The organism is Pauljensenia sp. C0170B4 (assembly GCF_056590235.1).
The window spans coordinates 19264-39419 of record NZ_JBWPVS010000004.1 but is presented as its reverse complement, the minus strand read 5'-3'; the positions used below and the strand labels follow the sequence as shown (position 1 = coordinate 39419).

19 protein-coding genes are annotated in these 20156 nt (G+C 61.3%); 17 read left to right on the top strand and 2 right to left on the bottom strand.

What is annotated here, in order from left to right:
• The first annotated feature begins 20 nt into the window (after positions 1 to 20).
• Complete coding sequence (locus tag AC1EJ1_RS06060; RefSeq protein ID WP_480295530.1) at positions 21 to 1253, top strand: PAC2 family protein; 1233 nt, start codon at positions 21 to 23, stop codon at positions 1251 to 1253.
• Positions 1246 to 2493, top strand: a complete 1248-nt coding sequence (locus AC1EJ1_RS06055; protein ID WP_480295529.1) for an MFS transporter — start codon at positions 1246 to 1248, stop codon at positions 2491 to 2493. Before AC1EJ1_RS06060 ends, AC1EJ1_RS06055 begins: the two co-directional genes overlap by 8 nt.
• Here AC1EJ1_RS06055 and AC1EJ1_RS06050 read toward each other — a convergent pair.
• A complete protein-coding gene (locus AC1EJ1_RS06050) occupies positions 2468 to 3289 on the bottom strand; it encodes a spermidine synthase (protein WP_070725902.1) in 822 nt (273 codons plus the stop codon). The genes AC1EJ1_RS06055 and AC1EJ1_RS06050 overlap by 26 nt on opposite strands.
• Positions 3290 to 3334: 45 nt before the next feature.
• On the opposite strand from AC1EJ1_RS06050, the gene dinB reads away from it, so the two are divergent.
• Together dinB and AC1EJ1_RS06040 are read left to right on the top strand one after the other, a co-directional pair.
• Positions 3335 to 4606, top strand: a complete 1272-nt coding sequence (gene dinB, locus AC1EJ1_RS06045) for a DNA polymerase IV (RefSeq protein WP_480295528.1) — start codon at positions 3335 to 3337, stop codon at positions 4604 to 4606.
• A gap of 46 nt (positions 4607 to 4652) precedes the next feature.
• Positions 4653 to 5087, top strand: a complete 435-nt coding sequence (locus tag AC1EJ1_RS06040) for a DUF3040 domain-containing protein (RefSeq protein ID WP_058236460.1) — start codon at positions 4653 to 4655, stop codon at positions 5085 to 5087.
• 45 nt (positions 5088 to 5132) lie between these two features.
• Here the strand turns inward: AC1EJ1_RS06040 and AC1EJ1_RS06035 are convergent, their stop codons facing one another.
• Positions 5133 to 5261, bottom strand: a complete 129-nt coding sequence (locus tag AC1EJ1_RS06035) for a hypothetical protein (RefSeq protein WP_257590402.1) — start codon at positions 5259 to 5261, stop codon at positions 5133 to 5135.
• A gap of 245 nt (positions 5262 to 5506) precedes the next feature.
• Here AC1EJ1_RS06035 and mraZ point away from each other — a divergent pair, with 245 nt between their 5' ends.
• From mraZ to AC1EJ1_RS05970, 13 genes are all read left to right on the top strand, one after another.
• The gene (gene mraZ, locus AC1EJ1_RS06030; RefSeq protein ID WP_480295527.1) at positions 5507 to 5938 is read left to right on the top strand and encodes a division/cell wall cluster transcriptional repressor MraZ; all 432 of its coding nucleotides are present in this window, start codon (positions 5507 to 5509) and stop codon (positions 5936 to 5938) included.
• A gap of 112 nt (positions 5939 to 6050) precedes the next feature.
• Positions 6051 to 7034 (top strand): 16S rRNA (cytosine(1402)-N(4))-methyltransferase RsmH, encoded by a 984-nt coding sequence (gene rsmH / locus AC1EJ1_RS06025; RefSeq protein ID WP_480295526.1) that lies wholly within the window; start codon positions 6051 to 6053, stop codon positions 7032 to 7034.
• Positions 7031 to 7429, top strand: coding sequence for a cell division protein FtsL (ftsL, locus tag AC1EJ1_RS06020; protein ID WP_058236463.1), 399 nt, complete (start codon positions 7031 to 7033; stop codon positions 7427 to 7429). Before rsmH ends, ftsL begins: the two co-directional genes overlap by 4 nt.
• Positions 7430 to 7453: 24 nt before the next feature.
• On the top strand, positions 7454 to 9196 hold the full coding sequence (locus tag AC1EJ1_RS06015) for a peptidoglycan D,D-transpeptidase FtsI family protein (RefSeq protein WP_480295525.1): 1743 nt from the start codon (positions 7454 to 7456) through the stop codon (positions 9194 to 9196).
• A 34-nt stretch (positions 9197 to 9230) separates the two neighbouring features.
• Positions 9231 to 10664, top strand: coding sequence for a UDP-N-acetylmuramoyl-tripeptide--D-alanyl-D-alanine ligase (locus AC1EJ1_RS06010; protein ID WP_480295524.1), 1434 nt, complete (start codon positions 9231 to 9233; stop codon positions 10662 to 10664).
• On the top strand, positions 10661 to 11746 hold the full coding sequence (mraY, locus tag AC1EJ1_RS06005) for a phospho-N-acetylmuramoyl-pentapeptide-transferase (protein ID WP_480295611.1): 1086 nt from the start codon (positions 10661 to 10663) through the stop codon (positions 11744 to 11746). The genes AC1EJ1_RS06010 and mraY overlap by 4 nt, the downstream gene beginning before the upstream one ends.
• Entirely contained in the window at positions 11746 to 13179 is a 1434-nt protein-coding gene (gene murD / locus AC1EJ1_RS06000; RefSeq protein ID WP_480295610.1) for a UDP-N-acetylmuramoyl-L-alanine--D-glutamate ligase, read from the top strand. The genes mraY and murD overlap by 1 nt, the downstream gene beginning before the upstream one ends.
• A 12-nt stretch (positions 13180 to 13191) precedes the next feature.
• Positions 13192 to 14517, top strand: coding sequence for an FtsW/RodA/SpoVE family cell cycle protein (locus AC1EJ1_RS05995; protein ID WP_227469203.1), 1326 nt, complete (start codon positions 13192 to 13194; stop codon positions 14515 to 14517).
• A complete protein-coding gene (murG, locus tag AC1EJ1_RS05990; RefSeq protein ID WP_480295523.1) occupies positions 14514 to 15629 on the top strand; it encodes an undecaprenyldiphospho-muramoylpentapeptide beta-N-acetylglucosaminyltransferase in 1116 nt (371 codons plus the stop codon). Before AC1EJ1_RS05995 ends, murG begins: the two co-directional genes overlap by 4 nt.
• Complete coding sequence (gene murC, locus AC1EJ1_RS05985) at positions 15626 to 17023, top strand: UDP-N-acetylmuramate--L-alanine ligase (protein ID WP_480295522.1); 1398 nt, start codon at positions 15626 to 15628, stop codon at positions 17021 to 17023. Before murG ends, murC begins: the two co-directional genes overlap by 4 nt.
• A complete protein-coding gene (locus AC1EJ1_RS05980) occupies positions 17020 to 18006 on the top strand; it encodes a cell division protein FtsQ/DivIB (RefSeq protein WP_285014638.1) in 987 nt (328 codons plus the stop codon). The genes murC and AC1EJ1_RS05980 overlap by 4 nt, the downstream gene beginning before the upstream one ends.
• Positions 18007 to 18126: 120 nt before the next feature.
• Positions 18127 to 19386, top strand: a complete 1260-nt coding sequence (gene ftsZ, locus AC1EJ1_RS05975; RefSeq protein WP_285014640.1) for a cell division protein FtsZ — start codon at positions 18127 to 18129, stop codon at positions 19384 to 19386.
• 3 nt (positions 19387 to 19389) lie between these two features.
• Entirely contained in the window at positions 19390 to 20112 is a 723-nt protein-coding gene (locus tag AC1EJ1_RS05970; RefSeq protein WP_285014642.1) for a purine nucleoside phosphorylase YfiH/LACC1 family protein, read from the top strand.
• Positions 20113 to 20156: the final 44 nt, after the last annotated feature.

The window sequence follows — 20156 nt, the reverse complement described above, 5'->3', positions numbered from 1 at the left end:
ACAGCTGAAAGGAGGCAGCGATGGCTGACAATACGCTTGATCAGTTCCTGGACGACCGGGAAGCGTACGACGACGGCCCCGCCAAAGGCGCGCGTGCCCCCATTTTGCTGACACACTTTGACGGTGCGATGGATGCGGGAACCGCCGGCCACCTCGCAATCGAGCAACTGTTGCACACGCTGGACACCCAACGCGTGGCCACGTTTGAGTCGGACATGTTCATCGACTACCGCTCACACCGCCCTGTGATGAATATTGACGACTGGGTGACAACCTCTCTTGAAGTGCCTGAAATTGCACTTGACCTGGTCTACGACGATGCGGGAGTGCCGCTGCTGGTTCTCCACGGGCCTGAACCCGACGCGAAGTGGGAAACGTTCGTCCGAGCCGTGTCCCACCTTGCTGAGCAGGCAGGCGTGGAGATCTCGTTCTCGCTGCACGGCATCCCTTCCGGTGTGCCGCATACACGGCCCACACCTGTTCATATGCACGCCACAGACGGCTCCTTGTTGCCTGAGCAGCCGCAGATGTCGGGAACGATGCGCTTTCCGGCACCCATGACGTCATTCCTGCAGTCCCACCTGGCCAGTCAGGGCATTGACGGTGTGACCATGCTGGCGGCAGTGCCGTATTACATGTCTGACACGCAGTACCCGCGTGCCGCTTCAGCGCTGTTGACCTCGCTGTCGGACTACGCTGACCTGTCTCTTCCGGTTGGCGACCTGGAGCGCGGTGCCAGTGAGGAGATCGACCAGGTAACTCAGCTCATTGAGGCCAACGAGGAAGTCTCGCGTACCATCGCCGCCCTCGAAAAGCACTATGACGCGCTGGCGACCGCGTCGAACAGCACGGAAACCTTCCGGCTGCCTGACTCGGAAAGCTCCGCAATGTCGGCGGAGGACATTACCGAGACCATCGAGGAGTTCCTGCGTACCCGCTCACAGCGTTCAGCCGAGGCTGACGCGACCAGCGCGAACACCGACGAGGCAACGCAGGGTGACGAGGAGGATCAAGTCACCATTGATGATGTCCTCGACCGCCTCGAAGAAGGTTCCTTCCACGCGCGTCCTGCTCGTGGCGCCGAGAGCGAATCATCGGCGCGCCCATCACAGGGCCAGCGCGAAACTGTCGAGGATGTTCTGCGACGCCTGCGTGAACGCAGCAACGACAGTGAGGCAACCGAACGTAACCAGACTCTGCGCCACCGTGCCGATCCGACATGGGGACCCCCTCAGCAGCCATCCGATGACTAGGCGGGCACTTCTCGTCTGGACGAGCGCCATGTTCGCCTACGTGCTGGCCGTTGCTGCACGTACATCCCTGGGCGTTGCCGGTATTGAAGCGATGGATCGTTTCGCCATGCCCGCATCCGTGTTGGCTGCGTTCTCCTCCGTGCAGCTGTTCGTCTACGCTGCGATGCAGATCCCATCGGGACTTGCGCTGGATCGGTGGGGGCCGCGACGCGTTCTCATGATCGGCGCAGCCCTCGTGTCCATCGCCCACATTGCCATGGCGTGCGCGACGAACCTGCCGCTGGCATTTGCTGCCCGCATTCTGCTGGGAGTGGGTGACGCGACGGCCTTTATTTCTGTGCTGCGCCTGGTACCGAGCTGGTTCACCCCATTTCGCGTACCGCTGATGACTCAGCTCACCGCAATTGTCGGACTGCTCGGCCAGGTGGTGTCAGCCGTTCCCTTCCTGTGGGCGCTGCGCGCCTTCGGCTGGACTCCAGCCTTTTGCATCCTGGCGGGTCTTGGATTTTCGGCAACCCTCCTCATCGGATTGGCTGTTGCGGACAAACCCGGAGCGAAACGTGAGCGTTCAGATCAGCAGGGGGAGCACGCACTGACTACCATTAAGTTCGTCATGCGTGACCCGTCGACATGGCTCGGGTTCTTTGCCCACTGGACAGGCGGAATGCCCGGCATGACGTTCACACTCTTGTGGGGCGTTCCGTTCATGACTCTCGGCATGGGACTGAGCCCCGCTGTCGCCTCAGCGGTGCTCGTAGCATTCACCTGCGTCAATATTGCGATCGGTCCAGTTGTCGGTCAGCTGACCGCGTTACGACCCGGTGGCAGAGTTCTGGGCGTGTTGGCCGCGGCCGCTGCCTCCACCTTCGCATGGGTCATCGTGCTGGCTCGCGTGCAGCCTGCCGGTGCCTGGGCAGCATTCTTGCTGGGAATCGTGCTTCCCGTCAGCGGCGTCGCTTCAACAATTGCATTCGACTTTGTGCGCAGCTCTTCACCCGAACACCGCCTGGGTACGGCAACCGGAACGGTCAATATGGGCGGCTTCGTTGCCACGATCGTGACAGTGCAGGTCATCGGCGTCGTCCTTGACCTGTTGAACCCGACACGCGAATACGGGTGGAGCGAGTTCCGCGTGGCGATGTCCATCCAGGCCATCACACTGCTCATCGGGGTGATCGGTGTGATCGTGAATGCGCGGCGTGCTCACGTACGCATCATTCGCCCTGTGGATCTTCCATAGGCCGAGCCCCCGCAATCCACTGGTTTAACGACTTACCTGCCATGATGCGCGCTGGAAGTGCGAGCTTGCGCAGCAGCCGGTCCAACTGGGCAACATCCAGCGGCGCAAAGTGAGGCGACTGGTCGCGGACCGTCTTCCGTCCGGCCACCATGACATTGCCCCACCTGCCTGAACGCGCCACCTTCGGGTCCGCAACGGCGACAACTTCGCCGAACGCCTCGCTGATTGCAGCAACGTCAGGGCGCCCGTTTGCCTTCCCACCGTGCGGCACGTTGGCCACGTACAGTCCACCCGGTACGAGGGCATCCCATGCTGATCGAGCCGCCTGAAGCGTCATCAACTGGCGGGGCACGCTCTGATCGGAAAAAGCGTCACGTACGATGACGTCCCACCGCTCAGGGCGTGTCGAATCGAGGACCTGGCGCCCTTCGCCCACACGTATCTTGAGTTGAGGCGAGCGCGGCAGATCAAACAGGTCACGCACGGTGTGCGCCAGATCTTCATCGATTTCAACGACGCAATGGCGCGACTGTGGACGCTTGATGCTCCATGCCCATGCCAGAGCGCAGCCGGCTCCGCCGATATGGAGGACACGCACCGGCTCAGGTGATGGTGCAAGCGCTTCGAGGGCGGCATCCATATGCTGCATGTATTCAAATTCGAGCACCTCAGGATGGTCGACATCGACACTGGAGGACTCCGCACCGTTGACGAACACTGTCGCATGGGAACCATCCCACGTCACCCGTGCCGAGCCAGTGGAGATCGCAAATTCGTGAGCGTCGCGTGAAGACATACCCGTTACTGTAACGCCCCTAAGATAGTGATGAGGGGAGGAGCCATGTCGAACGCGCCGCGCGACAAGCGCGCCAAACGCAACTGGGGCGATGACGATTCAGCCACCCCGATCATCCACGTGGATATGGACTCCTTCTTTGCTTCGGTTGAACTGCTGGAAAATCCGCAGCTGCGTGGCAGACCGCTGATCGTCGGCGGATCAGGAATGCGGGGCGTGGTCACATCCGCAACCTACGAAGCACGTGAATTCGGAGTGCGTGCCGGTATGCCGATGGCGCGGGCGCGCGCACTGTGCCCCAGTGCGCAGGTGGTCTCCGGACGCCGGGAAATATACAGCGCATACTCGACGCGCGTGATGGCGATCCTCGCTCAGATCACGCCACTGGTTGAGCAGGTCAGTATTGACGAGGCCTTCCTGGACGTCGCCGGCGCCAGGCGCCGGCTCGGGTCACCCACCACGATCGGACATCTCATCCGCAGGCGAATCCGGGAGGAGGTCGGCCTGCCGGCCTCAGTCGGGATCGCTTCCACGAAATCCGTTGCAAAGATCGCGTCATCACACGCCAAGCCGGACGGACTGCTGCTGATACCTGAGGATCAGACGGTGGCATTTCTGCACAGTTTGCCAGTGGGCGTGTTGTGGGGCGTGGGAGGTCGAACGCTGGATGTGCTGCAGCAGGAAGGCGTTGAACGTGTCGCCCAGTTGGCGCAGATGCCGATGATACGGTTGACGAAGCTGTTGGGAGTGGCCAGTGCGCACCACTTGCACGACCTGGCGTGGGGCATCGACCGCAGGCGCGTGCATGTGGAACGCGAAGAAAAATCGGTCGGAACCGAAACAACCTTTGAGACGAACGTGACCAGTCGGCGTGACCTTGAGCAGTTCATCGTGCGAGCCGCCCACAAGTGCGCTCGTCGACTGCGAGCAGGCGGACAGGTGGCGTGGACGGTTACGATGAAGATGCGCGATGCCTCATTCCGCACGATCACACGATCCGCCACACTGGTGGCGCCTACCGATGAAGGCCGCGTCATTGCCCGCGCTGCCCACGACCTGTTTGCAGCCGAAGTGATGCCGAGCGGGGGAGTCAGACTCATGGGCGTGCGAGCCGAAAATCTGCAGCTGCGCCGGGACGGCGTGGCGGTCCTGATGGACAATGACGGGCGCTCGCGGGCTGTGGAGGAGGCGATGGATCACGCCAGTGAGCGTTTCGGTGACGGAGCATTGCGACCAGCTTCTTTGCTGGGCACTAGCGTCAAAAAAGACGATGTGTCGCCTGCAGATCGTGGCCCGAATGGTCTTAGGGAACCTTAGACCGTTACACTGGATCCGTAACGTCCACAGCCGAAGGAGGTGCGCGATGGCCCTGTCCGACTATGAAAAAGAAATACTCGAACAAATGGAGAGCCAGCTGCGTGAGGACGATCCGGAACTCGCCTCGACCATGTCGGCTCGCACCTCGCGATCCTCACGTGCACGTTCCTCGTACGACACTTCCGCTGATTCCCCTCGGCGCTCCAAACTCTCCCCGCGCAACATGATCCTCGGCGCTTTCTTCGCTGTCATCGGCATGTGTGTGGTGCTCGGTGGTGTGACGCTCGGTTACGGCATATGGTCGATCCTTCTGGGAGTGCTCGGATTCTGCATCATGGTCGCCGGTATTCTCTTCGCGTTGCATACGCGCCCGGTGGATCCCGCCTCGTCGAAGAAGTCTGGCACGAAGCCGTCCAGTGGACGTTGGACGGATTTCGTTGCGAATCAAAATCGCCGCTGGGACGAACGCGGCCGCGACTAGTCACTGCACACTCGCCGTTCCTTCGTTCTCCATTCTTGCCGCCGCTCATTCTTTTGTGCCCTCATCGACGAGGGTGACTGACGTGAGTTGGCGCTGGCTGCCCACTGATATCACCGCGCCGCGAATGTCGTGGACGTCCACCACTGTGCACCACTGCGTGTGCTGACCCCTCATCGATGAGGGAATACCCCTGCGAAATCTGCGCCTCGACCCTGATATGCCTCGATGTGGCACATATTCATGCCCGTCAACACCCGGCGTTGAGAATTTTCCCTCCACCTTCCTCCACCCTGATTTTTACGCGATTTTCCAACGTTTATTTTCAAAATAAACCGAAACATGGGCGCAAAATGTTCCCATAGTGGTTGAAAGTGGGTTAAAGTGGAGCTGCGTGTCACGGAGGGGAAGGGAGGTGTGGCATGTTCCTGGGAACGTACGAGCCGAAGCTCGACGACAAAGGGCGTGTCATTCTGCCTGCTCGTTTCCGTGACGACATGGAAGGTGGAATCGTCCTCACCCGTGGTCAGGAACACTGCATCTACGCATTCCCTGCCTATGAGTTTGAGTCCATGGCACAAGAACTGATGCGCGCGCCCTTGTCATCGAAACAGGCGCGCGACTGGGTTCGCGTCATGCTCTCAGGTGCCTACAAGGAAATTCCAGACAAACAAGGACGCGTTGTCGTTCCAGCTGACCTGCGAGCATACGCCGGACTTGACCGGGAACTCACAGTCATCGGAGCTGGCGCACGTGCTGAAATCTGGGACACCACAGCGTGGCGCGAGTACCTCACCGTCCAAGAAGATGTTTTCGCCAATACAGCGGACGAAATCATCCCCGGAATGTTCTGACCCCACCGTGCCCTCCGCCCGACGCTCTGACATCACTTCCCCGATGGCAGATCGGCGGGGGAGAAGCAGGTGGGAAGAACGCACACAGGCAGATCACGGACAAGGAGGCAACGTGAGCGCAGAAACTACACGCGATGCAGCTCAGCTGCACACACCCGTCCTTGTCGACCAGTGCATGGATCTGCTCGCCCCTGCCCTCACTCGGCCCGACTCTCTTCTGATCGACGCCACCTTGGGAATGGGCGGTCACACGCACGCAGCCTTGACACGCTTTCCCCACATCCGTGTGGTCGGAATTGACCGCGACCCGCAGGCCATTGCGCTGGCAAGCGAACGTCTGCGCGAATATGGACAGCGCTTCGAAGCCGTGAACACAACATACGATCAAATCGGCCAGGTCATTGACGACCACTCGGCAGACGGACTGGCAGATGCCGTCCTGATGGATCTGGGCGTCTCCTCACTGCAGCTCGATGAGACAGAGCGAGGCTTTTCCTACGCGCATGACGCACCCCTCGACATGCGCATGGACCCGACCCGTGGACGCAGCGCAGCCGAACTCATTGCAGATGCGAGCGTGCAGGAACTGACGGACATCCTGCGCACCTTCGGGCAGGAACGCTTTGCGCACCGCATCGCCACGTTGATTGTCAAAGAACGCGCCGAGGAGCCCATCACGAGAACCGGACAGCTGGCGGATCTGGTCAAACGCGCCATCCCTGCGCCGGCACGCCGCACGGGCGGAAACCCCTCCAAACGCACGTTCCAGGCGCTGCGAATTGCCGTCAACAACGAGCTGGACATTTTGCGGGCCGCCATTCCGCAGGCACTGAGCCATCTGCGCGTGGGCGGACGAATGGTTGTCGAAGCCTACCAGTCCCTCGAAGACCGCATCGTCAAAGAGATCTTCGCTCAGGGCGCCCGTGACAATGCGCCGCCCGGACTGCCGGTGGTGCCTGAGTCCATGAAAGCGACACTGACACTGGTCACACGTGGCGCTCTTCAAGCTGACAGCGCTGAACAGGAATCCAACCCTCGATCACGATCCGTGCGCGTGCGCGCCGTCGAAATCCGTTCCCCATGGAGGCCACAATGACAAACGAAGCAGTGGCGCGTACACGTCCAGCATCCCGTACCCGCGAGACGCTGCGGCCCACCCTGCACCTGATCGAGGGAAAGATTCCGCAGCGCTCAGTCATCCCGCTCGCACTCCTGGCGATCGCGATTCTGCTGGCGGCAATTGTCGTGCCGCTGGTCGTCAACACGCAGATGGCTGAAACTGCGTTTGAGATCAGGGAGATGCAGCTGGAGGTCAACGCGCTAGATGCTGAAGCGTGGACCCTGCAGACGCAACTGCACAACGCATCGTCACCTCAGGCCCTCGAAAAATCTGCACGCGATCTTGGTATGGTTCCGGCAGGACCCACCGGGTTCGTCACGTTGTCGAACGGCACCGTCGAGGGCGGCCAGGCCGCTTTTCGTAGTGAATAACGCGCAGCTAGAAAGGCTCACTAGATGAACACTCGTGCGGGGCGGCAGGAGTCGGCTCGGCGCGCCCACTGGATCTTGTTCATCACCCTTTTCGCACTGTGCGCATGTGTGCTGCGCCTCTTCCTGCTGCAAATCGTCCAGGGGCCAGCTCTGGCTGCCGAAGGCCTCGAAGTGCGAACATCGGCCTCTGATATCACCGCTCAACGTGGCTCCATTACTGATGACACCGGAATCGTCCTGGCTGAATCCGTGCAGACTTACCACATTGCCGTCAACCAGATCAATATCCGCACCTACGAACATGACGGTCAGATCGGGCCGGCAGCAGCAGCCTCGCAGCTTGCCCCACTGCTCAAGATGGACCCGGTCGAACTGGGCGGACTGATGGTCGGTGATTCGACGTATGCCTACGTCAAGAAGAACGTGGATGCGGTGACCTATCGCAAGATTCGTGCCATGGACATCTACGGCATTGAGTGGGAATCAGCTTTTGAGCGCACCTACCCCAATGGCTCGACCGCAGGCCCCGTCATTGGCACCATCAATGCCGAGGGGGTCGGCGCCTCCGGTCTTGAAGCCACGATGGATCAGATTCTGCAGGGCAGCGCCGGACGTGAAGCCTTCGAAATTGCTCCGAACGGCGCCATTATGCCGGGCGGAAAGCACACAGTGGTTGAACCGGTCTCAGGCGGATCGGTGCGCACAACACTTCGCGCCGACCTTCAGCATGGTGTCCAGGAAGCCCTCGATGCGCGCGTGAAAGCACATAACGCCGACTGGGGTGCCGTCGTCATCACCGACGTGAAGACCGGACGAATCCTCGCCCTGGCTGATTCCAATTCCACCGCGCCCAACAGTGCCACACCTCAGCCGGTTTCCGCCGTCCAATATGCATTTGAACCCGGATCGGTCGGCAAGGTCGTCACCGTGGCCACAGCCCTGAATAAGGGCACAATCACCCCGACCAGTGAATTTACCGTGCCCTACTCTCTGGACGACCTGCCGGGAGCTGACGGCCCGATTAGTGACTTCCACGAGCATCCCACAGAACGAATGACGGCAACAGGAATCCTGGCAGAATCATCCAACACAGGCACGATCCTGATTGGGCAGACCGTTGACGATGCCGACCGGTATGACATGATGCTGAAGCTGGGTCTCGGTGCCCCTAGCGGCATTGAACTGGCCGGCGAATCATCCGGCGTGGTTCGCACACCCGACCAGTGGATCGGACGAGACAAATGGGTGTCCATGTTCGGACAGTCCTACTCCATGACAGCCGTCCAGGAAGCCACGATGATGGCCACAATCGGCAACGGCGGTGTGCGCATGCCGCCACGCATCATCGACTCGTGGCAATTGGCCGACGGTACTGTCCATACCCCCGACCCAGTCCAACCAGTCCAGGCGATGAGCGCACAGAGTGCATCCGACCTGCTGAAGATGATGGAATCGACCGTGGCGACGGACGTCGGCACTGGGCAGACAGCCAAGATGGACGGATACCGGCTGGCCCTCAAAACGGGTACTGCTGACATCTTCGTGGACGGCGTGCCCGCAACCGTATCCACTATGGCAGGTGTCCTCCCCGCCGAAGCGCCTCAGATCGCAGTGTCAGTTGTGCTCTACAATCCGAAAGTCGGAGTGATCTCATCCGATTCGGCGGCGCCCCTCTTCGCGGAGGTCGCCTCACAGGCGGTGCGAAATCTCGCAATTCCCGCATCACAGGAACAGGCAGAGCTATTCCCGCTCAGACCGGGCTCATGATAGAGGACAGGGACAACCTGCTGAAAGAAGGACGATGAACAGGCAAGCAGAATGGGTAGCCCGAGCAGTGGGCGGGCAGATGATCGGCCCTGACGTGACGATCACGGGATCAGTGGTCACCGATTCGCGTGAAGCAACCGCAGGATCGCTCTATGTCGCCCGTCGCGGCGAGAAAGCCGACGGGCACGACTTCATCGCCAGTGCACGAGACAACGGAGCGGTGGCCGCCCTGGTCGAACGTGAAATACCACAGGCCGGACTGACCCAGATCGTCACCCCCGAATCGACCGAGGCGCTCGGCGTCCTCGCCCATGCACATCTGGAGGACCTGCGACAGGCAGGCCCCCTCGATGTCATTGCTGTGACAGGGTCCGCCGGAAAAACCACCACCAAGGATCTGCTTGCTGCGCTCATGGCGACCGACGGGCCGACCGTTGCGCCCAAACTGTCCTTCAATAACGAGGTTGGCTTGCCACTGACCGTCCTCAAGGCCGACGAACACACACGTCACCTGGTGCTGGAAATGGGTGCATCGGGGCCTGGACATCTGCGCATGCTCACCGGCATTGCCGCTCCGGATGTGGCGATTGAACTGATGGTGGGCACAGCGCATCTGGGAGGCTTTGGATCGCGCGAAGCCACCGCCTCCGCAAAAGCCGAACTGATTAAGGGCATGAAACCTGACGGGACAGCTGTACTGAACGCTGATGATGACTACGTGGCGGCGATGGCTCAGCGTGCGCCAGGACGCATCATCGGATTCACCACGCGCACTCAGTACCCGCAGTTCACCGACACGTGGATCCGCGCGGAAAACATTACGATCGACGCTGACGAACGCGCCGCATTCGACCTAATCACACCCGAAGGACGTGCTCACGTGCACCTGACATTGGTGGGTGCGCATCATGTGCACAACGCGCTGGCAGCCGCAGCCGGCGCATACGCGTGCGGCGTCGACACGCAGACCATTGCGCAAGTCCTGACCGCTTCGGGGCCATCATCACCACACAGGATGGACATCGAGACAGTCACGCTGGACGAGGGACGCACCATCATCCTGATCGATGACGCCTACAACGCCAACCCGGATTCCATGCGCGCAGCACTGACCGCTCTGAAGCATCTGGGTGCTCAACGCAATGCGCGAACCGTGGCAGTGCTGGGCGCCATGCTGGAGCTGGGGGAGCAGTCCGAGGCCCTGCACCGAGACGTTGCCCAAATGGCACTTGATGCAGGCGTGTCCCATATCTTCACATGGTCAGCTGATGCGCAGCCACTTGCCTCCCACGCGCAGGCGAAAACAGATTCAGGCACCGAAGTGACATACAGTGAAGACTGGAATGAGACACTGGGCGAACTCACCAGCGCCGTTCGTGACGGCGACATTGTGTTAGTCAAAGGCTCATACGGATCTCATGCGTGGCAGATTGCCGCAACACTGATGGAAAGCGGGTGCAGTCGATGATCGGGGTTATTGCGTCATTCGCGGTCGGCCTGGTGCTCTCACTGGGCCTGACACCCCTGTTTATCCGATTCCTTGTCCGTCACCAATACGGACAGTTCATCCGCCAGGACGGCCCCACCCAACACCTGACCAAACGTGGCACACCGACAATGGGTGGCGTTGTCTTCATCGGCGCCACCATCATCGCGTGGCTTGCCGGCAACGTCGTAAACCGCACGCTGCCCGCCTATTCATCACTCCTGCTCGCATTCCTCTTTGTCGGCTTGGGAATCGTCGGCCTGCTCGACGACGGCATCAAAATACGCAAACAACGATCCCTTGGCCTGCACGCAGGTGCGAAGATCATTATGCAGGTGGCGATCGGCTCCATCTTCGCCATTTTGGCACTGATGCGACCCAACGAACACGGCATCACACCTGGATCGACGGCGATATCCGTGGCACGTCCCACCGGTATCGATCTGGCGTTCGCGGGCATCATCGTGGGCGGCATCCTGTTCGTCCTGTGGGTCAACTTTCTGGTTGCCGCATGGTCCAACGCCGTGAACCTGACAGACGGCCTGGATGGTCTGGCGACCGGCGCATCAATCTTCGTCTTCGGTGCGTACGCGCTGATCTCAGTTTTTCAGGTGACACAGTCGTGCTGGGGAACGACGATCAACACGGCAGCCTGCTACACGACCCGTGACCCCTTGTCACTGGCAATTTTCTGCGCCGGCCTGGTGGGAGCGCTGGCCGGTTTCCTCTGGTTCAACGCCTCACCCGCACAGATCTTCATGGGGGACACCGGATCTCTCGCCCTGGGCGGCGCAGTCGCCGGCATGTCGATTTTCACGAACACGGAGTTCCTGGCCGTCATCATCGGCGGACTCTTCGTCATCATCACGATGTCTGACGTCATCCAGATCAGTGTGTTCAAAATGACGCGCAAACGTGTCTTCCGCATGGCGCCGCTTCACCACCACTTCGAACTCAAGGGCTGGAAAGAAATCACCATCGTGATCCGTTTCTGGCTGATCGCCGCACTCCTGGCAGTGATCGGCGTCGGCCTGTTCTACGCGGAGTGGGTGTCATGGCTGTAATGGAACAACTGCCCCAACCCGGTCGTGCAGCAATCATCGGATGGGGAATGTCCGGTCGGGCCGCAGGCCGCGCCCTGAGTTCACGAGGCTGGGACGTCACGGGCTTCGACCAGCACGACGTTGCCGAAAACAACGACCGTGTCGAGGTTATCGCTGACGCCGATGAACTGGCCACACGCGTCGTGCAGACCGCGCCCGACCTGATCGTCATGTCTCCGGGAATCGCACCCCACGAGCCAGTATGGCAATCGGCATTGTCCGCGGATATCCCGGTCGTCGGCGAGATGGAACTGGCGTGGCTCCTGCAGGAATCCGGCCTGCATGCAGGCCGCCCCTGGCTGATGGTCACCGGTACGAACGGCAAGACCACAACGGTGTCGATGCTGGCGGCCATGCTGCGCGCAGGCGGAGAGAATGCCCTCGAAGTAGGCAATATCGGCGTCCCCATCACGCAGCTCATTGACGATGATGCTGACGTGTTTGCAGTGGAGGCATCCTCATTCCAACTGTATTCGACCCGCACCGTATCGCCGGAAGCGTCCGTTGTCCTCAACGTCGATGCCGACCATCTGAACTGGCACGGCAGTGTCGAGGCCTACGCGCAGGCAAAGGCACGCATCTACGAAAACACACGCATCGCATGCGTTTATCCGTCAGCTGACCGTCGCATCGAAAAAATGGTGGAGAACGCGGACGTCATTAAAGGGGCGCGCGCCATCGGATTTACACTGGGCACCCCTGCTGTCTCACAGGTCGGCATTGTCGAGGACACCCTCGTCGATCGGGCCTTTCTGGATGAACGACGCACGCACGCATTGCATCTGGCTGAATTCGATGACCTCGTTCATGTCTCCGGTGCACAGCCCTCGCCCGCACTCCTGATGGATGCGCTGGCGGCCGCCGCTCTTGCACGCGCACATGGAGTGACGCCCGAAGCTGTTGCAGAGGGTCTGCGCACTTTCACGCAACCCGCCCACCGGCGAGCCATTATCTCGCACGCAGCGGACATGACGTGGATTGATGATTCAAAAGCCACCAATGCGCATGCCGCCGCTGCTTCCCTGGCTGGTGTCACGCCGGGAACTGCCATCTGGATTGCTGGGGGAGACGCAAAGGGGCAGAACTTCGACGACCTTGTCACCCGCGTCGCCCCGTTGTTGCGCGGCGTGGTGCTCATTGGCGTCGACCGGGCGCCTTTGAGGAACTCACTGGCGGCGCACGCTCCGTCGGTGCCTGTCGTGGAAGTTGATGGTCATGATGACTGGATGTTCTCGGTGGTGAACGAGGCGGTTGGCCTGTCGCGACCGGGCGACACCGTGCTGCTGGCTCCGGCAACCGCATCGTGGGATCAGTTCGACAACTACGGCCAGCGAGGCGATGTTTTTGCCCAGGCGGTGCAGCGCCTGGAAGACATGTGGAACACCAACAAGTAGGGGAGGCAGATTGTGGCGGACCAGGTGACCCGCAGTCCGCGCGAACGGCTGGCGCGCCTGTGGCATCGCATACCGGCGATCCGCTTCGGGCGGGAAGGCCAGTCATCTGCCGCGCGTGAATCCTCGCCTGTCACGTCCTACTACCTCGTCATCATCCCCGCAGTGCTGCTGGCACTGATCGGACTGCTCATGGGGTTTTCTGCCTCCGCCGTCACCAACATTGCCCAGGGTGAAAACCCCTATATCGCTTTCCTGAAGCCGCTGGCGCTGACGACAATCGGGCTCATCATGATGTTCGTGGCACAGATGGTGCCCGAGAAGGTCTACTACGCCGGAGCCCTTGTGCTGTTCGCACTCGCCTGCCTCCTCCAGGCCCTGGTCATGGTGCCGCTGTTTGGCCGTGCCGAGGGCGGCAACACGAACTGGATCCATATCCCCGGTCTGCCGTTCCTGATCCAGCCATCCGAACTGCTTAAACTGGCGCTCATCATCGCTTTGGCCCAGCTCGTCGCCCGCAGGGATTCGCGCCGTGATGACTTCAAGCAAATGGCGATCCGCTGTGGTGGTGCGACCGCCGTTGCGCTTGGCCTGGTCATGCTCGGACACGACATGGGGACAGCCCTCGTCGTCGCCACGTGTGCCTTTGGCGCGCTGTGGGTGGCAGGACTGCCCAGGAAGTGGTTCGGCTATGCGATCCTAGCAGCGATCCCGATTCTGGCATTCCTCGTCGTGCAGAACCCCACGCGACTGAGGCGCATCATCGCCATTATTCCCGGCATGGGGCCGGAGCGCTCCACCTCAGCTCCCGAACAGATCGACCACGCGCTGTGGGCATTCGGCTCTGGAGGGCTGATGGGGCTGGGACCGGGCGCATCGCGTGAAAAGTGGGAATACCTCCAGGCCGCGCACACCGACTTCATCCTTGCCATCGTGGGCGAGGAGTTCGGCCTTTTGGGCACATGCTCGGTCCTGGTTCTCATGATGCTGATGGTGTGGGGAATGGTGCGCGTCAGCAGGGAAACCACATCGCTTTTTGCCGCTGTTATGTGCGGCGGCATCGCATCGTGGATCGCTGTTCAGACCGTCATCAACGTCATGTCGGTAACCGGCATCGGCCCGGTGATCGGCGTGCCGTTGCCGCTGGTGTCCTCTGGCGGTTCGGCGTTCGTATTTACCGCTAGCGCTGTTGGGGTGGTAGCGTCATGTGCGCGCGCGAATGCTCGCATGCGAATGTTCGGCTCTCCCGACGAGGCTTCCGCAGGACGCGATCCACGCCGACGCATTCACAAGCGTCCCGCGCGCACACGACCAGTACGACAGGCACAGAAGGCGCGATGACACACACAATAGTTCTGGCAGGCGGCGGCACAGCCGGTCACGTCAATCCGTTGCTGGCAACGGCCACGTGTCTGCGTGAGCGCGGATGGGATGTGCGAATCCTCGGCACGCGCGAAGGCCTGGAAGCAGATCTGGTCCCGGCAGCAGGATTTGAGTTTCACGAAATTGAACGTGTGCCCCTGCCACGCCGACCCACCCCGGCATTGCTGACAGTTCCGCAGCGACTGCGCCACGCAATCGCGCAGTCCCGCAACGTGATCACAGGAGCTGACGGGTTGTTGGGTTTTGGTGGATACGTCTCCACCCCCGCCTACTTTGCCGCACGTTCAGAGCACATCCCGATCGCCATTCATGAACAAAATGCGCGCCCCGGCCTGGCGAACCGGCTGGGAGCCAGATGGGCCGCCCTCGTCGCACTCACGTTCGGTTCCACGCCGCTTGCAGCACGACAGGGACGCACCGAGGTCGTCGGATTGCCCCTCCGCCCGCAGATCGCGCGCCTGGCGCATCTGCGAACCACCGACGAGGGTGCCCGCACCGCCCGCGTCGAAGGCGCGCAGCGCTTCGGACTTGACCCGGATCTGACCACGCTGGTCATCACGGGCGGCTCCCTGGGGGCGCTTCACATCAACACAGTCATGGCATCCATCGCCTCCGAGCTGCCTGAGGGCTGTCAGGTTCTGCACCTGACCGGTAGAGGCAAGGACGATGCCGTGCGTGCCAGTATTGACGAGGCGGGAGTGGCTCACCGATGGCACGTGGTGGACTACACAACTGACATGCATGATGCGCTGGCCGTGGCCGACCTGGTGGTCTGCCGCTCAGGTGCCGGCACCGTCGCGGAGCTGAGCGCCCTCGGACTGCCTGCCGTCTATGTCCCCCTCCCGATCGGCAACGGTGAGCAGCGTCTGAATGCGCATGACCACGTCGCAGCAGGCGGTGCAGAGCTGATCAACGACGCGCACTTCACCGTTGAACGCGCACGCACCGACGTCATGGGCATACTGACTGACCAGGAGCGCCTCAGCCGGATGCGCAGCGCGTCAGCTCATGGATCCTCTGCCAACGCCGCTGAGCGCCTGACAGACCTCGTGGAGGAGATGTGCAGATGAACGCGCAAACCGGTATCAGCACAGTTCATCTCATTGGCGTCGGCGGAGCCGGTATGAGCGTGGTGGCAGAGCTGCTTCATGCTCGTGGTTGTACCGTCAGCGGGTCGGATCAGAATCCGTCATCTGTCTTTGACAGGCTTCAGGCAGCGGGAATTGACGCCTATGTCGGCCATGACGCTGATCGGGTCCCGGCCGACGCCACAGTTGTAGTCTCGACGGCAGTGCGTCCAACGAATCCGGAACTGGTCCGTGCCACCGAGCGTGGCCAGAGTGTTATTCACCGCTCCCAGGCACTTGCCTATGCCGCCAGCGGCATGCGTTTTGTCGCTGTTGCCGGCGCGCACGGCAAGACTACGACATCTGCCATGTTGACTATTGCGTTAGCTGAAGCAGGGGAAGATCCCTCGTGCGCGGTCGGCGGTATCGTGCCCCAATTTGGCACTGGTGCGCACCTGGGCGGCGGAGACATTTTTGTGGCCGAGGCAGATGAATCCGATGGCTCATTCCTGAACTACCATCCGACAGTCGCCCTCGTCACCAATGTTGAGCCGGACCACCTGGATCACTACGGCTCAACGGAGGCGTTCGAGCAGGCATTTGTGGACTTTGCGCACCGCATCGTTGCCGGTGGAACACTGGTGTGCTGCGCGGAAGATCGAGGTGCGCGGGCGTTGGCGCAGGCAGCTCGTCGCGATGGCATCACCACGCTGACCTATGGCCGCCCTGAACGCTGTGAGGCGGTGCCGGATGTGACGATAACTGATGTTGCGACAACTGATCATGGCTCGAGCGCCCACCTGCGCGGACCTGACGCGCTGGAGGCGACGATTCGCCTCGCCGTGGTGGGTGATCATAACGTGCTCAACGCGGCGGGTGCATGGACGGCAGGATGCGCGCTGGGGGTCGATGCCGGCCGTCTTGCCAACGGTCTGTCGCATTTTTCAAGTACAGGTCGCCGATTCGAACTTCGCGGCCAGGTGGGCTCCAGACGCGTTATTGATGACTACGCGCACCACCCGACCGAGGTGGAAGCAGCTCTCAGGCAGGCCCGGATCGTAGCTGACGGCGGCGAGGTAACCGTCGTCTTCCAGCCGCATCTATTTAGTCGCACACGAGCTTTTGCCCAGCGTTTCGCTGACGCTCTGGCGCACGCGGATCATGTGGTCGTCACCGATATTTACCCGGCGCGTGAAGATCCGATCGAGGGAATCGACTCCGGATTGATCGTGGCGCACCTGCCTCGAGCCCAATGGATCCCGGACATGCATGAAGCTGCCCGCCTGGCAGCGCGTCAGACAGGAGAACATGGCATAGTGATGACCATGGGTGCCGGCTCAATCACGCAATGCGCAGATGACGTTCTCGATGAATGGCGCAACGGGGACGTGCAGTGAGGCAACCACCCCGGCCTCGCCCTCCCCACGAGCCTGCCGAACAGCCTGAATGCTCCACCGTGCATGATCGCCATGCAGTCGGTGGGCGATCCGCATCAACGCAGCATTCCGAATCGAGCAGGCGGCCCGCCTCGACTCAGCGATCTGCGTCGGCCACGCGATCCGCGTCGGTGGAACGTATCCGCGGGCCACGCCAGATGCGCACGCCGCTGTCCTCGTCCAGTGCGGTCGACGCATTCGGCGAGCGGCGCGCGAGGGGCCAGAAAAACTCGAAGGTCACCCGTCTTGATGAACGACGCAAAGCACGTAGACGGCTGTCTCTTCGCACTCTGATGTCGATTATTGTCACTGTCCTCCTTGCTGCAGCGGCGATCTGGGCCATCTTCTTTTCGCCACTTTTCGCCCTCACGACCTCGCGCATCACCGTCGAGGGCGCGAATGAGGTCGTACCGGCCGAGCAGGTGATTGCCAGCGTCGACGAATTCAGCGGAACCCCGATTACGCGACTGTCAATGTCATCAGTTGTGCAGGCTGTGAACTCGCTGACGCTGGTACGCGACAGCCAGGTGCAGCGTTCGTGGCCCGATGGGCTGACCATTACGATCACCATTCGCAGGCCAGTGATGGTGGAAATGGTCGGTGAAAATGCCCGCGTCATTGACGAGGACGGCGTGGAGATACCCGGGGATCCGCCCGAGGGTCTGCCTGTTGTCGCGCTTCCATCTGAGGCCCCTCTCAGAGCGCAGGCAATTGAGCAGGTCCAGACGGTGTGGGCGGCGCTCAGTTCTGAGCTGCGTCAGATGACAGGCAAGATCAGTGCCGACGGACAGCAGCTGACCATTACCTTGGCGGATAACCGTGTGGTGCGGTGGGGGACCCAGGATGATTCGGATCTGAAGTCACGCGTCCTGAAGGTTCTGATCGACCAACGACCTGCGCAGGTCTATGACGTAAGTTCTCCGACCCGGCCGGTCACGTCCTAGCGACACGCCCACATCTTTCCTTGCAGTTTGAGGTGTTGTTTTCTACCGTCTTTCCGGCAGAATACAGGAGAAACACCAACCTTCAACTTGAGGTTGAGGGTTGAGTGGGAGGGGCACAAAATGGCAGGACCTCAAAACCACCTCGCAGTGATCAAGGTGGTCGGAGTCGGCGGCGGCGGCGTCAATGCTGTTAACCGAATGATCGAAGCAGAACTCAAAGGCGTCGAATTCATTGCGGTGAACACAGACGCCCAGGCTCTGCTGATGTCAGATGCTGAAACCAAACTTGATATCGGTCGCGACCTGACCCACGGCCTGGGAGCGGGAGCTGACCCGTCAGTGGGCCGTCAGGCAGCTGAAGACCACATCGATGACATCAAGGCCGCCCTTGAAGGCGCCGACATGGTGTTCGTCACCGCCGGTGAAGGAGGCGGCACGGGAACGGGCGCAGCCCCCATCGTTGCCAAAGCCGCCCGCGACTCCGGCGCTCTGACAGTCGGCGTCGTCACCCGCCCCTTTTCCTTTGAAGGCATGCGTCGCGCCGCCCAGGGCGAACAGGGCGTGGAGGCACTGCGCAAAGAAGTCGACACGCTGATCGTCATCCCGAATGATCGCCTGCTGTCCATCTCGGATCCCAATATCTCGATCCTTGAAGCATTCCAGGCAGCCGACCAGGTCCTGCTCTCGGGAGTGCAGGGAATCACTGAACTCATCACCACCCCGGGTCTGATCAACGTCGACTTCAACGACGTGAAGTCCGTGATGCAGGATGCCGGATCCGCGCTGATGGGTATCGGTGCTGCTACAGGTGATGACCGCGCGCTGCGCGCCGTGGAAACCGCGATTTCCTCCCCGCTGCTTGAAGCCAGCATTGACGGCGCTCACGGCGTCCTCATGTTCTTCCAGGGTGGCTCGGATGTTGGCCTGCAGGAGATCTACCAGTCCGCACTGCTGGTGCGCGAAGCCGCTCACCCTGAAGCCAACATCATCTTCGGCAACGTCGTTGACGATTCGCTGGGCGACGAGATCCGCGTCACCATCATTGCGGCCGGATTTGACGACCAGCCCGTGACGTCAGGTAACACCGATGCGCCAGCGAAGAAGCCGGAACAGCCGGCACCTGTCGCCGCGCCGGCCCCGAAGTCTGCGGAAGAACCCTTGCGTGAACGCTCAGCGGGAACCATTTCCCAGACGCCGGTTCGCCCCGCACATCGTGCAGAACCTCGCGTGCCTACCCGCACGCAGGCGCCGTCCGCCACACCGTCGGATGCGCCCAGTGCTCAGCCTGCTCCGCGAGATGCCGATTCGCTGGAAGTGCCGCGCATCTTCGACGAGGATGACTCCGCTGACGACCTGGATATTCCTGATTTTCTGCGCTGAAACATGATCACACCGATCGAGTGGGCAGGCGCCCTGATCACGCACACTGAAGCGGGGTCGGGCACCTGCCCACTTCGCAATAACGTGGGATACCACGTTGGCGATGATGCTCAGGCAGTGGCGAAGCGCCGCGATCACCTGAGCAAGCTGACCGGAAGCCCGCTGACCTGGATGGACCAGACACACTCCACGCGTGTCCGCGTCGTCGATGCGATCAGCGACCACATTGACGCAGACGCCCTCGTCGTCAATCTGGCCGAGGGGCCACGCACGGGACTGGCCGTGATGGTTGCCGACTGCGTGCCTGTGTGCCTGAGTGTAGCTCATGGGACGATCCTGGCGGCGATCCACGCCGGACGCACGGGGCTGCTCGGTGGAATACTCAGCGCGACAGTTCGCCGGATTCGCCGCATGAGCGCGGAGCCGATCAGCGCCTTTGTCGGTGCCTGCATATGTGGCCAATGCTACGAGGTGGACCGCGCGCTGTGGGACGACGTAGCAGCCGTTCGACCACATATGTGTACCCACACCAGTTGGGGCACCCCCGGCCTTGATCTTCGCGAGGGGGTATGCAGCGAACTGCGCGAAGCGGGCGTCGACACAATTGAACACGACCTGCGGTGCACCCGGGAAACGCCGGCCCTCCACTCCTACAGGCGCGACCCCACCTGCGGACGCCAGGCATTGATCATTTCGCCATCGTTGCGACATGCCGAGGCAACTTGAGGCCTGTGCGTTATCTTCTCGATTAGCGTGAGATCAGCGGCCTG

Excerpts from the sequence above, each read along its gene's own strand:
- murG (WP_480295523.1), top strand. The coding sequence starts at position 14,514 with ATGACACACACAATAGTTCTGGCAGGCGGCGGCACAGCCGGTCACGTC.
- AC1EJ1_RS06060 (WP_480295530.1), top strand. The coding sequence starts at position 21 with ATGGCTGACAATACGCTTGATCAGTTCCTGGACGACCGGGAAGCGTAC.
- dinB (WP_480295528.1), top strand. The coding sequence starts at position 3,335 with ATGTCGAACGCGCCGCGCGACAAGCGCGCCAAACGCAACTGGGGCGAT.
- AC1EJ1_RS06040 (WP_058236460.1), top strand. The coding sequence starts at position 4,653 with ATGGCCCTGTCCGACTATGAAAAAGAAATACTCGAACAAATGGAGAGC.
- ftsL (WP_058236463.1), top strand. The coding sequence starts at position 7,031 with ATGACAAACGAAGCAGTGGCGCGTACACGTCCAGCATCCCGTACCCGC.
- murD (WP_480295610.1), top strand. The coding sequence starts at position 11,746 with ATGGAACAACTGCCCCAACCCGGTCGTGCAGCAATCATCGGATGGGGA.
- murC (WP_480295522.1), top strand. The coding sequence starts at position 15,626 with ATGAACGCGCAAACCGGTATCAGCACAGTTCATCTCATTGGCGTCGGC.
- AC1EJ1_RS05970 (WP_285014642.1), top strand. The coding sequence starts at position 19,390 with ATGATCACACCGATCGAGTGGGCAGGCGCCCTGATCACGCACACTGAA.
- AC1EJ1_RS06010 (WP_480295524.1), top strand. The coding sequence starts at position 9,231 with ATGAACAGGCAAGCAGAATGGGTAGCCCGAGCAGTGGGCGGGCAGATG.
- AC1EJ1_RS06055 (WP_480295529.1), top strand. The coding sequence starts at position 1,246 with ATGACTAGGCGGGCACTTCTCGTCTGGACGAGCGCCATGTTCGCCTAC.
- ftsZ (WP_285014640.1), top strand. The coding sequence starts at position 18,127 with ATGGCAGGACCTCAAAACCACCTCGCAGTGATCAAGGTGGTCGGAGTC.
- AC1EJ1_RS06015 (WP_480295525.1), top strand. The coding sequence starts at position 7,454 with ATGAACACTCGTGCGGGGCGGCAGGAGTCGGCTCGGCGCGCCCACTGG.
- mraZ (WP_480295527.1), top strand. The coding sequence starts at position 5,507 with ATGTTCCTGGGAACGTACGAGCCGAAGCTCGACGACAAAGGGCGTGTC.
- mraY (WP_480295611.1), top strand. The coding sequence starts at position 10,661 with ATGATCGGGGTTATTGCGTCATTCGCGGTCGGCCTGGTGCTCTCACTG.
- AC1EJ1_RS06035 (WP_257590402.1), bottom strand. The coding sequence starts at position 5,261 with ATGAGGGGTCAGCACACGCAGTGGTGCACAGTGGTGGACGTCCACGAC.
- AC1EJ1_RS06050 (WP_070725902.1), bottom strand. The coding sequence starts at position 3,289 with ATGTCTTCACGCGACGCTCACGAATTTGCGATCTCCACTGGCTCGGCA.